The sequence below is a fragment of the Lysinibacillus sp. NPDC093210 genome (assembly GCF_044753985.1).
In the GTDB taxonomy this organism is placed as follows: Bacteria; Bacillota; Bacilli; order Bacillales_A; family Planococcaceae; genus Lysinibacillus.
The window spans coordinates 74,145-90,489 of record NZ_JBIVOE010000011.1 but is presented as its reverse complement, the minus strand read 5'-3'; the positions used below and the strand labels follow the sequence as shown (position 1 = coordinate 90,489).

The following is a 16,345-nucleotide window of genomic DNA, read 5'->3' as shown; positions in this document are numbered from 1 at the left end:
AGAGATGTGGGATTTTCTTTTCTTTAACAAAAAACACTAGCTATCTTTGTAATAGCTAGTGTCTTTTTATTGATTTATTGTGTTCTAGGCTGAATTAATACGTAATCTAAAGCTCCTGGATCTGAAGATGCTTTAGCATACACAATATTTCCATACTTATCTTTCGTGAACAGATAAATTCGTTGATCTTTTTGGAATACATTCGTTGAATTTGGATCACTACCTGTTTGGATTGCTGTAAAGGTCTTCGCAGAACTTGCATCCGCAGGTGCTGTAATTTTCCCTTTACCGTAGGAAACAATTGCTCCTCCAGGTATATACGTAAAGTTATTACTATCTGCATTTGCAATAACATCTTGAACATTTTCAGGCGATAAATCATATCCTTTATTCAGTACTGCGTAGTAATAATGCTGATCCCATGTAATATCGGCATTTAGATTCGCAACGACTTCAAGCTTCTTAGAAATATTTAAATTACTTGGGAATTGCGTATCTGGTAATAATGTAGCAGTAGTAATTGTATTCTCTTTTGTTGGATATTTGTACTCTGCTCTATCCTTACTAAATGTCCAGCCGCCTTTATCTTTCGCAGTAGCATTGACGCTAATGTCAAAGCTTTGTTTTACTTCACTATTGAACGTGATAATAAGCTTACGAGGCTCCCAATCCCTCGTACCTGTAATATCAAGCCAACTGTGTGTGTAAGATGGTGTAATAGCAGTCGTTGTACCTGGTTCTACTAATTTAAAATCAAATCCAGTATCGATTGCCTCTGAAAATGTCACTTCAAATGTTTTACCATCAAGTCGTTTAAAGATTGGATCTTGAACTTTTGGTGGTGTTCCATCTGCAAAGAATGTGTATTTCATCACACCATTACCATCCCCACCATTAGATAAGGCTATCGTTTTATTTTGCTTCTCATCAAATGTATAAACTTTTGATTCTGTCCCTTTTTGTAGCATCGTTACGTTATTATAACGATCCTTTACAGCAACATATAGCTCATACTGTTGATGTGGCGCAAGTGTTAAAGAAATCTCATTTGTATCTTTACGCATGCTGCTCGTAATTCCTTTAGCCATTACTTCTTCAGGAGTTGTTGGTCCAGGTGTTGAGTCGCCTACATTTCGAAGAACGTAGTAATACGAACCGTCCTCGTCTGACATAAATTTGAAGGTTGCTTTTCGATCCCCTTCTAATATTTTAATTGACGTATTGTCGATAACTGGTGGCGTACGGTCATCAATCACATGTTTTGTTTGAATATCTGAGACATTCCCTGAACGGTCTCGCAATACCATATAAATCGAATAGCTCTTAAATGGATCTAAAGGTGGAATCGTATTAGGTAGCGGAATTGTCACCTTTTGTTTTCCTAACTGTGCTGGCTTATTACCGCCACTACCGATAATCGGTATATCCTTGCCTCCTACATTAAATTCTTTTGAATTTAATTGCACTGCTTCGATTAATCGTAAACGATCATCACGTGTTAAATTTAAATCCGATTCCATAATTAAATAATGATATGTTCCTGCTTTTGTTGCATTAAATTCGACAAGTGTCTGATCTTTAGCATTGTTAATAGCAGGTTCACCGATTATCGTTAAATATGGCCACTCACCATCTTTATGAATATACTCTGCAGTATTGCGCGGAACACTATTCACTGGTGCATTGTTAATATTTTCGAATTCATTATCAGCTAAATCTTTTACATTTGGAGAAATCGTTACGACTAAGTTATCTCCATTCACAAAACCTGTTAAAGAAGGGATTGTGAAAGTTAATCTTTTTTGAGCTTTATTATAGACTACTTTTTCAGGGCGAATCGGTTTTTGTAATCCTTGGTTAACAATACCTGTCCCTGTCAGTTCATAGTTTTCCACTTTCTCAGCAGAAGTTAAATCTAATTCTTCACTTACTGTTACATAAAATTCATTTTTAATTTCATCTTGTAAAACGAGTTCTCCGCCAACAATGTATGGAGGAATATTATCTAAAGCACCTGTTTTGAACTCTTTGATAGCTTCTTTTGGAATTGGGTCAACTGAATAATTGCCTGACTCATCTTTCATCACAACATAAAGTTGATACGATTCTTCAGGGTCTAAACCTGTTAGTAACCCATCCACTTTCAATTTTCCAGCAACAGCCTTCCCCTTACCTGTTGGTTTAGCAACAATATCTGCTGTTGTTGGATCTGCGGCCGTTGTTTTTTTACGCACATAATAGTAGTATTCTCCAGGTTCACTCGCTGTAAATGTAAATTCTGCACGTGTCCCACCATGTAGAGGGTTTACCGCTAGCGATTTTACGACTGGTGGTGATGAATCTTTCATTTGGAATGACTGCGATTTAATGTCCGACGTATTTTTCGCTCCATCTACTACCATTACATAGACAACATATTCTTTTTTCTCGCCTAAATTCGTTACTTTAAACGTGTTTTTGCCATTGACGGCTGAAGCTGTGCCACTTGCTACATTATCTGTAGATATACGATTGACCATCTCTCGTTTTGTTGGGGCTTCCGCATTTTTTTCACGGACAATATAGTAATACGTTCCCACTTTATCGGAAGTAAAGTCTACTTGAACATCACTACCATTCAATACGCTTACGTTTGTAATATCGATTAACGGTTTTGTTTTATCTACTGGCTTTTGATTGTCAATATCATCTTTATCGATTGGTTTACCATCTGGGTCTGTAATATTTCCTATGTTATCTTTATCATCTAAGAAATCATCAAAAATATTATTTGGTCCTTCGTCTTTTGGAAGGATCACTTTGTCGATATATGTGTAGTCACCAATATCAATCCAGCCATAGGCATTATCTACATAAAGCGTACCTACACGACCGTCTATATAAAGTTCTAAATCGGTATAGCTATTGTAATTAATCCAGTCGATATTGCTAGTTCCATATATCGTTAGCTTTGTTTCTGTATCCAAATTCAGCGTACCGATATTGCCTTGAATCTCAAATTCACGTACGTTTCCAATAATATCTACACGAGGTAGCTTTGTATTCGTTTCAATTTTTGTACCACTTTGAGACACAACTAGTCGTGATACAGTACTATTGTAAAATTCAATATGCTTTTCAACGTTTTTCATCGTTACTTGATCTTTTGACCAGTTTTCAAAAGGTTTGTTTTTATCTGGATTTTGATTTGAATCCGTCCAGTTTTGAAGATCGCTCGATGAGTTACTATTCGATGAGCTATCTCCTTCTTGCTTATCAGGATTAGACCAGTTGATAAATGAAAAATTATTGCTAGCTACACGGCCAATTGCTAATGGCTTATAGTAAGAAACATCTAAATGTAGCGGTGGGCGTACCGTTTCGTTGACTAACATCGTGCCTGTTAATGTTACATTAGCAAATTCAATATAATTCCCATTTACAACGATTGTGCCACCAAAGGATTTATAGTCACCATCAAAATGTAAAAATCGTGAGCTCGTACCACTTGCATTCAACGTTAACTTTGCGACAGAATAAAGTGTTTTTCCTGAGAGGTCTCCCTCAATAAATGCACCTTTTAGTACATCTGCATTATATTCATTGAAAATATGTGAAAGGCTTTCTGGTACTGTATACGGTTCAGCATTTATGTAAACAATATCATCTTCAACACCAGTAATCTTATAAGTTGATGCATTGCTTTTTTTCTCTTGTGAACGAACAATAAAGGAAGCAATTTGTCCTCGTGTTACCGCATTGAATGGAGAGAATGTGACAGGTGTTGTTCCTTCTGTAATTTGTAAATCTACTAAAGTTTGAATATAGTAGGCATTACTCGTTTGGCTATTTACATCTTGGAAGCTATGGTTAAAATTCGATGCTACTTCGAATTTAAAGCCAAGCACTAAAATTTTGGCTAACTGTCCTCGCGTAATAACTTCATTTGGCATGAATGAACCACTTGCATAACCAGACATAATCCCTGCATTTTGCAATGCTGCTACATACTTATAATATTCATTGCTCTTTGGAACGTCTTTGAAATATGGATCTTGTACATTTTTTAAATCTAGCTTTAAAACAGTTGCCAGCATTTTTGCTGCTTGACCACGCGTTACATTTTGATTTGGTCGAAACGTTTTATCTGCAAACCCACTAATTGCACCTTGAGAGTATAATTTTAAAATATTGTCATAGTGACTTGAATATTGATTAATATCTACAAATGGTGAAGTAGCTGCTGCTACTTTTTGTGGTGGTGGTACGACAACAGCAATCCCGCTAGTAGCTAAAACAGTTGCAATAAGTGCTTTGTTCACTTTTTGGATTTTTGTTTTATCCATCTCACTCTTCCTTTCACATATAATTAATACGTAAAAATATCATTTTCATCATACCCTTTATATCGACAGGTAGATAGTGAACCTTCATAGTATTTCTAAAATAATGGAAGAAAGTCAGATACAAAATAAAAAAGCCAAGAAGCATCGGTGCTTTCTTGGCTTTCCCAAAATATAGGCATACATCATATCATACTTGTTCTGTCATAAGGGAAAGGGGGATAACCTTAAGTCTTGCCAAGTTGATCGAGAGATGTGTCCCGAGTTTACGTTTCATTTACATCAATAGCTTGCCCAAATTATCGTTCTATTATTCAAATACCCATAATCTTAAAAGGTAAACATGTTTATGATTAGATTTTTTAATTTACGAAAGTTCTATCGGCGATTCATGTAATTTTATCGGCGATTCACCTATTAATACCTATCTAATTTCTAAATATTTTTACTTTTATTGTTATTGCGACATATAATTTTCTGATAAATTAATTTATAATAAAAATTAACATAGGCAATCCAATGTATCTTCTGTTATAATACTGAATAAAATAAACACAATCTGTATTAATACAGAATTTTATAAAACACGCTTTTCGCACTATGGGGATAATGAGAAAAGCGCTACTAATGCTTCTTAAAAGACTGCATTGTAGCCTACACAAAAAGGGGTTGGAAGATTTGGGTATTTTAAAGGGGTTAAAAATTCTCGATTTTTCTGCATTACTACCAGGGCCAATGGCAACAATGATTTTTGCCGACCTAGGTGCGGAGGTCATCCATGTGGAATCCTCCAAACGCGTAGATTTAACACGGATTATGCCTCCCTATGATGAAGATCATGAGGCATATATTCATCAGCACTTGAATCGTTCTAAAAAGTCACTTACATTAAATTTAAAATCGCCAGAGGCTGTAGAAATTGTAAAGTCACTTATACAAGAGTACGACGTGATTATTGAAGGTTTTCGGCCAGGGGTCATGCAACGACTCGGTATTGGCTATGAAGCGTTAAAAGAAGTGAATCCAAAACTGATATATTGTGCTATTACAGGCTATGGCCAAACAGGACCATATAGCAACCGACCAGGCCATGATAATAATTACCTGGCCCTAGCTGGTGTTCTCGACTATTCTCGTCATAAAGACAAAAAACCTGTCTCCATGGGGGTTCAGCTTGCAGATATTGCTGGTGGTACAATGCACGCAGCTATAGGGGTACTTGCTGCAGCACTACACCGAGAAAAAACAGGAGAAGGTCAGTATGTCGATATTAGCATGACCGATGCCGTTTTCTCACTTAATGCAATGTATGGCTCTGCCTATATTGGCGGTGGTCGTGTGCCTCAGCCTGAACAAGAAATATTAAACGGTGGTAGCTACTATGATTTTTACAAAACGAAGGATGGGCGATTTTTCTCAGTGGGAAGTCTAGAGCCACAATTTCGTAGGCTGCTATGTGAAGCCCTTGATATTCCAGAACTTATCGATAATACGTTCAATGATTCATACTATACTCAAATTCGATTTAAAGAGGCAGTGCACGATGCCTTTTTATCGAAAACTTACAACGAATGGCTCGAAGTCTTTAACGAAAATTTCGAAGGTTGTGTGGAACCGGTGTTAACTTTTCCAGAAGCGTGCGAGCATCCACAATTACAAGCTCGTGGGATGATTGTGGAAATTCCGAAAAATGATGGTACAACACAAAAACAAATTGCATCTGCCTTTAAATTTGATGGAGCCAATCCAACGTACAAGCATGTTGGGGCAAAGCTAGGCGAGCATAACGAAGAAGTATTATCATCAATCGGCTACAGTGCTGAACAAATTATTGCACTACAAGAAAAAGGGGTTTTAGAATAATATAGGATGGCGACATAAAGGGCAGGTGCCAGGCACTCAAACAATTCTGAAATCAACAGTAATGGTCATTAATATTTATTTTTTAAAAAAGAGTGTCCCATGAAGTCATTTTTTGACTTCATGGGACGCTCTTTTATCTATTATACATACGCACTAATAAATACTCGTAATTTTTCGAAATGATCTTCAATGAGTAAATATTTTTTATAAACTTCTATTAATTTCTCAAATAACTCATATTGTTCAGTAACAAAAAGGATTTTTAAAATATTGATCATATGCATGGAAGCGCTCTGTGCTACTAAAAAATAAGGAGCATCTGGCTGGCGATAATGTTGGCGCCATTCTTCCACTGACAAACCAATATGTTGTAATGAATTATTTACTTGAAGCGCTATATCTTGCTGCATTGATGCCTCAATGCCAATTAATTGCTCTTTACTGTAGTTTTGCTTTACTAATGCTGCATTTATTTTTTTATTGGATGCGAGGCCATGTTCCTTTAAGAGCACTAACCCCTCTTGGTAACGTTCCAATCTTACATAAGTATCCAGCAATACTGCATACAGATTTTCTAAATAATTCAAATTATAATTTTTTATTATTGCAGGTGGCGTCGGTTTTCGATTCGGGAGTAAGTCCTTGTACTCCAACAAAATCTCAATTGCATAGTTATTAAGCCGTTCATCTTCTAATAAATATTCACCATAATGAAGTACATTTTCATAATCCTGTTCTTGATGGGCTATATGCAATAAAATATATGCAATCAAAACCTTTTCTTTCTCTGTTAAGGCATACATAGAGTAACGCCAATCAGCCTCAAAGCAAGTAATCAATTCTTTAATGCATTGATACTGCCCCTCTGACAAACGGTAGTGTGTGACAATTTGATATAGACGAAGCTGTTTTTTTGCTAAACAAGACAAATTGCATTTATCCACATAAGTTATACACTTATCCAGAGTTTTTCTATAATTATGCACAAAGTTATCCACATGTGCATAAGTAATTTTTGACGATTGTTCAAAATGACCCATTATTTCATGAATAAATGTGAATTGTTCCAAAGGTTTGTGGATAAGCAGTGAATAAACTTTTTTCATAAAAAGCCAATGCCAAAATAAAGCCTCTTCTTTATAGATCATATGCACAAAATAGTCATCTTCAAATTTATATAAATATATAGTTAGTAAATCATTTTCAGGTAACTTGACCTGCCATCGCTTTCCGAACACAAGCCAAACTAACCGCTCTAAATCCATTGTATGCTGGGCAAAAAGCTGCTCAAAAAAAGCTTGCTTCCCTTTTTGGGTATAAAAAAAAGCATTAAGTCGGTCATTCACATATTTTGTATCCAGGCCATGCTTGTTGAAAAATAGTTGCAACTCCGTAGATACACGTCCCCAATATTTTCGAGCTGTCGAAAAGGCAATGTTCATCGCCGCTTCTTTATTTACTAAAAATAATTGCGGTGATAATGCAGTACCTAATATTTTGGGATCTACTTGTGGAGTGACCTCGGCCTCCGCCCATTTTGAAAGTAATTTTTCAGCGCCATTTTCACCACTTTGTCTATATGTTATGAATAATTGCTCATCACAATCCAGCAGCATACAACCAGAGCCCCCTATCAATTTCACGCAACAAAGATCTTCCCCTATCATGCAAAAATATGTTTCTCAAATATTTCATCACTCTTTCTCCAATATAACAAATCCTATCCAACATATGCTAAAAATTTCCGAATATGCACAAATAAAAGAGCTAAAGTGTCCGCCTATACAAACACTTTAGCTCTACTTAGAGCAACATTGAAATTTTCACGAAGCTCGTTAAATTTTAAATAAAGACAAACGAGCTCATCTGATAGTTGCCCTTAAGTTGGTAGCCCAGTGCATTGTCTCAGATGGCTCTTTGCCCGACGCTAATCTATGTCAGCGCCATACTCATTTATATTCCTAAGTATCCACTGTTTCCATGAACAGCTAACACTCCCAATGCAGTAGACGGATTACAAAAATAATAGTTACACGAAATTGGTGCAAAATTTTATTTTTTTACGGCTCACCAAAATTGTGGGTATTTTCTTGTCTGTCGTAAATTATTTATTAGTAAGCCAAAGATAACAATAATCACTGCACCTATTAATACTGGCATTAATAAATAGCCCCAGCTATAGCCTCCTAAAATAATGATAATAGGGTTCGCTCCCGCTGGTGGATGGATAACGCCGAAAAGTGCCATGAAAAAAATCGTTAAACCGACACCAAGGCTGATTGAAAAGACGCTTGATCCTAATAATGAATACATTATCAATCCGATAAAGGCTGAAATCAAATGTCCTCCAATAATATTACGGGGTTGCGACAATGGCGCATTCCATACAACAAATACGAGTACACAACTACCCCCAAGTGATGCCATTAACCAAGGTGCCCCTGTATAGTTTGTTAAACAAAGCAATACAAAGATACAAAGTAAGCCACCAACTGCACCTGTTATTGCATCGGCAAAATTAGTTCTTGAAGGAGCATGTCCACCTCCACTCATCTTAGCTATGTATGCTTTTAGTCGATGATTTTTTGCTTCTTTTTCTTGCAAACGTATGAAATCTGCCATATTCACCATCCTTGTAATCTAAAGTCGAAATTATATCAAACGTAATTATATATAGAGAGATTTAGAAGCTTTTACTATTATATCAGCTAACAACAAGAATTCAATTTTACTTTATATTTTTACAATGATGAGAAGTTAAAAAGCAAAGCACGAGACCAATGTACTCTTGCATTACACTGGCTCGTGCCTTGTTTTCTTGATTTGTAGATATATCGATACGTTTTTTCAGCAGAGCTAAATTTTAATCGTACTGCTTTTTAATAGGTTTATAAATTCGCGCTTTTTTTAGCACAGTCTTTGGAACTTGGAAAGTTGCAGTAACGACACCAGGATGGCGGCCGATTTCAATGGATCCTGTAATTGTTGCGCGATTCATCACTTCTGGCTCACTCATCTCAAATAGTTTTGCTGCTCGACTAATTGCGTTAGCTGTCGCCTCATTTAATGTTGTACCTGTACCTACTACAGACACAGGGAACGCTTCTTCTACTTGTTTCACACCAAATTCCTCTGCTAGTTCTCGAGCTCGGCGTTTTTCTTCCTTCGAAAAAGGTTTTGCTGTATATGGAAGATCCTCTTCATTTGGTAACAAAATAGGACCTTCAAGTGCTACTTTTTTCAAAACACTTACCTGCAGTTGTACAATTCCCGCAACATCTGTTGTATGCCCAGCAATTTCACCATCTCCCTGCATCGCATGCATATCGCCAATATACACACCACCGCCAGGTACCTTTACAGGACAAATAATTGTAGCACCTTCGCGAACACGGCTAATATCCATATGTCCATCTGTACGATGTGCGTCTAGCTCCGCTTCTGTAAAGGCATATTCATGCGGCGCTCCTATTAAAAACGAACCAAAATCACCAGCATTATGTGAATCTGGCATTGCCTTCGAAGGCGTCGTTCCAAGCTGACCTAAAAAAGGTCGCATTCTTGCCATTACACCAATTAAATCGCTCGGTGCCAAAGCTACTACCGGGTTTTGCACTGACTTTTCAGGTGTGCGCATATAATTTTTTGCTTCTAACGCAATACGTCGAGCACCTTCGCGTCCAACCGTTAAACCGATATTACCTTTTTGGTCTAGTGCCATTGTATAACCATTTGTCATTTTAAAAGGCGCGGTTTCTGTATCACATGTTGAACAGCGTATTGCTTGCGGTCCTATACCAGTCACCACTGTACTTGGATGTAGCTTGCCACAGCCAGGACATTTTACAGATACGAACGGATCTCCGATGAAACGGTCAGGTATTGCCTCATCATGCCCAGATGCCGTCGCTAGGGATGTGACCTGAATGGATTTGATTGTAATAACAATTGCATCACCTACTTCAGCACCTTCCACAAAAACGGGCTTCGTTACTTCGTGTCCACCACGAATTGTTGGCGTTAGCATTGGTCCCCAACATCCAGGCGTTGTGTTGGCAATAATTGTGCCTCCATTTTTGACAGGGCCAAGCATTTTTTGCTGTGGATCTAAAATACCGTCTATGAACTCATTCACAAACAATGTTTCCACTGCTTCGAGCTGCTGTACACTTTCTTCATTTTCTGGTTGTTTAGCTTTTTCATGCATTTGTAATTCCGTAATCATGTTTTTCCACTCTCCCAATCCAAAAAATATTTTATGTATCTACACAAGTGTAAAAGAGAGCTCTCCACTCATGAGCAGAGAGCCATTATTAATAATTTATTCATGTACAAATCTAAAATATGTGTAAATTTTAGCAGCATGATGAAGCCATCTCTTTCGTTTATCTTCATTTTGCTTTGCATTTACTAACAACTTAGTAGTCGATGTCGATTGAAAGCTACACATCACCGCTTATTAAATTAATTTCGACATAGAGGTCATTAGTTCCTGCTATTTCGAGTAAAACCTTGCCAATTTTACAAAATGCATAGCGGTACTATCGGTGCCAATGTTTTTTAGCACATTTTCTCCATTGAGTGCAGGATAGGCTAGCCCATAGACGCTTTATCTGGTGCTTTTTAGCGTTATCGATCTTTTCCAGAAAACTCAATTTATAGATTTTCGCTTCCTGCATCCATCGTGCTTCGTCTTTTCCATTACTTTCATTTATAATAAGGCTGATAAATAAGAAATGACTGCCAACCTTAAAGGAAAGGGCGTATGAACTTTGACAGAACCAACTATTTTAATCGTAGAAGATGAAGCTGATTTAGCCAATTTGCTAAAGGTTAGTCTTCAAAAAGAGGGATATAAGCTTATCCATACAGCAGACTCCATTGAAAAAGCTTGGTCGAGCTTTCAACAAATAAAACCCGACATCGTGCTACTAGATGTTATGCTTCCAGACGGTGAAGGCTATGATTTATGCCGACGTATTCGAGAAGTATCACATATTCCCGTTCTCTTCTTGTCAGCTAAAGACGAGGAAATTGATAAAATTTTAGGGCTCGCCATTGGCGGAGACGATTATATTACCAAGCCTTTTAGTCCTAAAGAAGTTGCCTATCGTGTAAAGGCGCATCTGCGTCGTGCCGGTTATCAAATACAGGAAGCACCGACCACTACCACAATGAAGACGATACAGGTTGGACCATTTGTGCTCAATAGCGATGAAACCGAAGTACATAAAGGTGGTACTTTATTAGAGTTAACAGCTAAGGAGATTGGATTGATGGCTTGCTTTATGCATAATCCAAACCGTATTTTAAGTAAGGAGACATTATTCGAACGTGTATGGAGTGAGGATTTTTTTGGCTCAGACAATACGGTCATGGTGCATATTCGTCGTCTACGTGAAAAGATTGAACATGATCCATCTAAACCTGTTTATATTACAACGGTCAAAGGGCTTGGCTATAAATTAGTCGTGCCAAAAGAGTCTCAAACATGAAATGGCGTTTAACTGCTCGTTTTTTACTATCCATATTGTCCATTGTAATCATTGTTATTTTCGTCAATACAGCCATTTTTATTGCTTTAATGGTGTATCAGCAATTCAACAAATTTAATGATGCTACTGCAGATAACGAGGAAATCTTTGTGCGAGAGTTCCAGCAGTATATTGATGTGAGTAATAATCATTCATCCGTCAGTGAAGAAGGGCTACAACAATTACATCAAAGAAATGCTTGGATTCAATTGCTTGATGCAAATGGGCAAGTTATTGATGCTTATTTTGCACCTGAAAAGGCACTTTCTCATTATGCTCCCGTCGATTTAATTCAAGTTTACAAATATAAGGAATTCGATGTTGATACAACGGTTTATGTAGGAAGTAAAGATAACATTAGCTATTTAATTGGCATTAAAGGTAGTGGCGTTTCAAGGTTAGTTGTTCACCTTTCGGCCGCATCTATACTACAACTTATCGGAAAGTATGGATTGCTAATCGTCATCGCGGATTTACTAGTCGCAACACTTGTCGGCTGGCTATTTGGTCGTACATTAACGAAGCCGCTTTACGCAATGATAGAACGTATTCAGCATTTAAAAAATCACAAACATATGCCAATAAAAGTACCAAAAGGTCTCTATCAACCTGTATTTGAAAATTTAAGTGAAGTATCAAGCGAGTTGGCTGCTCACGAGCAAGAACGCAAACGATTAGAGATGATGCGTGAGGAGTGGATTAGCAACGTTTCACACGATATGAAGACGCCACTTGCCTCCATTCGTGGTTATGCAGAGTTACTAAATGATCGAGGTTTATCACTTAATGAGCAAACAGAATACGCACAAATTATTGAAAAGCAGTCATTGCATATGCAAGATTTACTCGATGATTTAAATTTAACAATGCGACTAAGACACCAGCAGCTTCCCCTGTCTTTAACTGAGGTGAATATCGTCCAGTTTATGCGTGAAATTGTCATCGACACACTAAATACGCCACCTTATGAACAAGCAAATATTGATTTTGATGCAACTGCAGAGGTCATTGTCCATTCAATTGACGAGCATTTTATGCGCCGCGCTGTTGTGAATTTTTTATATAATGCAATACTGCATAATCCTCCCGATGTATGTGTTCACGTTTTAGTAGATGCTAACACCATCACAATAGCTGATGATGGTCATGGCATAAGCGCTGAAGACCTAACACATATTTTTGAGCGTTACTACCGCGGGACAAATACTGAGCAAAAACAGGGTACTGGACTTGGCACTGCCATTGCAAGAGATATTATTGAAGCTCATGGAGGAACGGTGTCTATCACATCTGAGAAACAAAAAGGGACAACTGTAACTATTCAATTGCATAAAGTGAGCGGAAAATAAAGAGGAGCGGTCCAATTATTATGGCCGCTCCTCTTATATTTTTATTTTATTTGTGCTTGTACCTTTGCAGGCATTTCATCAAATTGTATTTCATCATAAGACGTTACTTCGTTTTCTTTTTTCACATAAAGCTTTAAGTATGCATCTAGGCGTAAATTTTTTTGAGCAGAAAATTTCAACGTCATTTCTTCACCGTTTTCTTTAAATGCCGGTAGCTCATACCAATACGTTTGAATAATTTGCCCATCATCTGCCTTGTATTCTTCAACTTCCCCATCGGCAGTTATATGCACATAGTAAGTGTCTTTATTTAAACGATTAAAATCTACTGTCATGAGTACGCAAAGACCTGCCACAAACAATATAAACAATGCTCCAATACTTATAAACATCTTTTTCATATTAATTCCCCTGTCTCACAATTTTATAAAACGACCGTACAGTAAAGAGATAATACAAGCCGTAAATGACTGAATATGCAACCATCCATAATATAACGGGCTTCGTTATATCCATATTAAATAATTGTGAAAATGCTAGAAGCGCGAAAGCACTGTGTACGATGCCGACAACAAGAGGTGCACTAAATATGACAGCAACCTGTCCTGCCACTGTCTTCAATATTTGCTTGCTGTTCACGCCGATTTTATTTAATACTGCATACTTCGCCTGATCTTCTTCTGCTTCTGTTAACACTTTAAAATAAATAATACTTCCCGTAGCTGCTAAAAATACTAACCCTAAAAAGCTTCCTACAAATAGTAATGAACCTACAGTACCTAGACTATCCTCATAGCTTTGAGGAACACTTGAAAACCATTCTTGTTGCTCAGTAGATAGCTGTTCATATATTTGTTTAGATACACTTTGCTGCTTTAAATCATTGTCCATGCCAACAGCCTGCATTGTCACACCTTCCGCATTTGTCGCATCAAATGCACGATCGTTTACGACAAGCACCGTGCCAGCTGAAATAAAGTTTAGCACACTATCTGTATACATTTTGTCGATATGGAAGGATTCGCCACTCTGCAATTTAAAGTTTTCACCCGTAAAGTCATGTGAAAAACGTTCATCAAAGTTAACATCTAGTAGCACAGCTGAACCGTCTGCAATATGAAGCTCACGATTTGTACCCTGTAATGTGGCTAAACGATTGTAATCAGATTCCTTCAATAATGTATATTCAAAAAAAGCAAATTCATTATCAACGCGTAAATTTTTTGCTTGAATCGATTCATTGTACAATACGTTCTGTTGGTCAAATTTAACAGCTTCACCTTTCCACATAAATGTGTTTGGTAGCACGTGGCGCACCGATGCTTCGGTATTGTAGTACATGCCAAATACACCACCACCAGCTGTAATCGTTGTTGCGCTTAAAATCGCAATAATGGACAACGATTTAGCATTTGCTCGTATTCGATATAATAGTTGCGAAACGCCAATTAAATTCAAGCCTCTCCAAGACCAAGATGTTGCCTTTTTCAAAGCTGTCAATACGAAAACACTCACGCTATGGAACAGTAGATATGTCCCGACTATTGTTGCACCTATTACTAAAAGTGGTGTCCCAAGGATTGTAAACAGCTTCCAAATAGGACTTGTGAAAATATCAGAAGAAGCAGTGTAATAGCCAAATGCAATAAGTGCTGTCCCCACAATTGCCGCTAAAAACGATGCACGTGGAATTTTCTCCCCTTGTTTCTCTGCATGGAACAAATCAATCAATTTAAATTGATAAATAACGCGGTAGCCCTGTAAAGAAGTAAATAGAAAAAGTACGGCAAAGATGCCCGCTGTTTGAAGCACTGCTTCAGGGGTGAATGTTAAATTTGCCACGACTTGATAGCCCATCAGTCGTACTAAAATTGTTAATAACACCTTCGACATAAAAAAGCCTATTACTATACCTAAAACCAGTGATACGAGTCCAATAACTAAATTCTCAAAAAAGAGCATTAGGCCGATTTTTTGTTTACGTACACCTAGTAGCGAGTAAAGTGCTACTTCTTTTTTTCGTTTCTTCATAAAAAATGAATTAGAATACGCGATAAATATTACAATGAAAAATAATAGTACGATTGACGATGCACTCATTAGTCCTTTAATTTGCTGCGACATACCTGTTGAGCCTGCAAGATCGTCATTGTATTTTAACGTTACAAATGTAAAGTAAATCACGATGCTAAATACCATTGAGGCGATATATAAAAAATAATTCGACAAATTACGCTGAACATTTTTACGCGCCAAACTAAATAACGTCATTTACTCCACCTCCGATGCCTGCAAGCACCTGTAATATTTCCTGGAAAAACTGCTTTCTCGTTTGTATCCCACGATGAATTTCCTTGGAAAGCTTGCCGTCCTGAATAAAGAGAATACGCTGACAGAAGCTTGCTGCAAATGCATCATGCGTGACCATCATAATTGTTGCGGCATGAGATTGATTCAAATCACTTAAACTTTCCAATAAATCTGTTGCAGATTTTGAATCGAGTGCGCCTGTTGGCTCATCAGCAAAAATAAGCTTCGGCGCTGTTACTAACGCACGTGATGATGCTGTTCTTTGCTTTTGACCGCCTGAAATTTGATAAGGGTATTTATCTAGTAAATCACTAATGCCAAACAACTGTGCAATACGTTCTACTCTTACAGCAATCTCCTTCTGTGGCACCTTCGCAATGGCAAGTGGTAGTACTATATTTTCGCGAACAGTTAATGAATCAAGCAAATTATAATCTTGGAAGATAAACCCTAAGTTATCACGACGAAAATCTGCTAACTGTGTATCTTTCATATGTGCTAAATTTGTATTTCCTATTACAATATCGCCTGTTGTTGGTGTATCAATTGTCGCTAAAACATTTAAGAGCGTCGATTTCCCTGCCCCGGAAGGCCCCATTACACCGACAAACTCACCTTGTTCTACCTCGAATGTTATATTTTCAAGCGCTGTAAATATATTCGCGCCTTTGCCGTATGTTTTTCCTACATTTTGTACCTTTAATAATGGCGTCATATACGCTCACCTCTTTCTGTTTACAGTATACGACCCCAAACTTACAGCAAAATTGTCGTAAGCTTACAACAACCTTAAATCGAAAAAAGATGACTACTGCAATTGATTTCCGCTATGGGCTGGCCCTTTCCGCGGGCACACCGTAAGCCGCAACCCTCGCAAACGCGCGGTTGGTTGCGGCTTACATTTTTCGCTGTTCCCGCAGGAGTCGCAGCCCTCCGCTCCAATCAACTAGTATCGTATACTTTTCTG

The 16,345-nt window shown here is 37.5% G+C and carries 10 protein-coding genes; 3 read left to right on the top strand and 7 right to left on the bottom strand.

Annotated elements, in window-relative coordinates:
• Positions 1-74 precede the first annotated feature (74 nt).
• Positions 75-4,325, bottom strand: coding sequence for an S-layer homology domain-containing protein (locus tag ACIP9C_RS20735; protein WP_401014007.1), 4,251 nt, complete (start codon positions 4,323-4,325; stop codon positions 75-77).
• A gap of 675 nt (positions 4,326-5,000) precedes the next feature.
• Here ACIP9C_RS20735 and ACIP9C_RS20730 point away from each other — a divergent pair.
• Positions 5,001-6,185, top strand: coding sequence for a CaiB/BaiF CoA transferase family protein (locus ACIP9C_RS20730; RefSeq protein ID WP_401014004.1), 1,185 nt, complete (start codon positions 5,001-5,003; stop codon positions 6,183-6,185).
• Positions 6,186-6,325: 140 nt separating this feature from the next.
• Here the strand turns inward: ACIP9C_RS20730 and ACIP9C_RS20725 are convergent, their stop codons facing one another.
• The 3 genes from ACIP9C_RS20725 to ACIP9C_RS20715 all read right to left on the bottom strand — a co-directional run bounded on the left by ACIP9C_RS20725 (position 6,326) and on the right by ACIP9C_RS20715 (position 10,392).
• Positions 6,326-7,801 (bottom strand): hypothetical protein, encoded by a 1,476-nt coding sequence (locus ACIP9C_RS20725; protein WP_401014001.1) that lies wholly within the window; start codon positions 7,799-7,801, stop codon positions 6,326-6,328.
• A gap of 451 nt (positions 7,802-8,252) precedes the next feature.
• The gene (locus ACIP9C_RS20720) at positions 8,253-8,807 is read right to left on the bottom strand and encodes an HPP family protein (protein ID WP_401013998.1); all 555 of its coding nucleotides are present in this window, start codon (positions 8,805-8,807) and stop codon (positions 8,253-8,255) included.
• A gap of 241 nt (positions 8,808-9,048) precedes the next feature.
• Positions 9,049-10,392, bottom strand: coding sequence for an acetamidase/formamidase family protein (locus ACIP9C_RS20715; protein WP_401014042.1), 1,344 nt, complete (start codon positions 10,390-10,392; stop codon positions 9,049-9,051).
• A gap of 565 nt (positions 10,393-10,957) precedes the next feature.
• On the opposite strand from ACIP9C_RS20715, the gene ACIP9C_RS20710 reads away from it, so the two are divergent.
• Together ACIP9C_RS20710 and ACIP9C_RS20705 are read left to right on the top strand one after the other, a co-directional pair.
• Complete coding sequence (locus ACIP9C_RS20710; RefSeq protein WP_401013995.1) at positions 10,958-11,680, top strand: response regulator transcription factor; 723 nt, start codon at positions 10,958-10,960, stop codon at positions 11,678-11,680.
• Complete coding sequence (locus ACIP9C_RS20705; RefSeq protein ID WP_401013993.1) at positions 11,677-13,068, top strand: sensor histidine kinase; 1,392 nt, start codon at positions 11,677-11,679, stop codon at positions 13,066-13,068. The genes ACIP9C_RS20710 and ACIP9C_RS20705 overlap by 4 nt, the downstream gene beginning before the upstream one ends.
• 41 nt (positions 13,069-13,109) lie before the next feature.
• Here the strand turns inward: ACIP9C_RS20705 and ACIP9C_RS20700 are convergent, their stop codons facing one another.
• The 3 genes from ACIP9C_RS20700 to ACIP9C_RS20690 are packed head-to-tail and all read right to left on the bottom strand — an operon-like array spanning position 13,110 to position 16,093.
• Positions 13,110-13,469 (bottom strand): YxeA family protein, encoded by a 360-nt coding sequence (locus ACIP9C_RS20700; protein ID WP_401013990.1) that lies wholly within the window; start codon positions 13,467-13,469, stop codon positions 13,110-13,112.
• Position 13,470: 1 nt separating this feature from the next.
• On the bottom strand, positions 13,471-15,339 hold the full coding sequence (locus tag ACIP9C_RS20695; protein ID WP_401013987.1) for an FtsX-like permease family protein: 1,869 nt from the start codon (positions 15,337-15,339) through the stop codon (positions 13,471-13,473).
• The gene (locus ACIP9C_RS20690) at positions 15,326-16,093 is read right to left on the bottom strand and encodes an ABC transporter ATP-binding protein (protein ID WP_401013985.1); all 768 of its coding nucleotides are present in this window, start codon (positions 16,091-16,093) and stop codon (positions 15,326-15,328) included. The genes ACIP9C_RS20695 and ACIP9C_RS20690 overlap by 14 nt, the downstream gene beginning before the upstream one ends.
• Between the last annotated feature and the right edge of the window lie 252 nt (positions 16,094-16,345).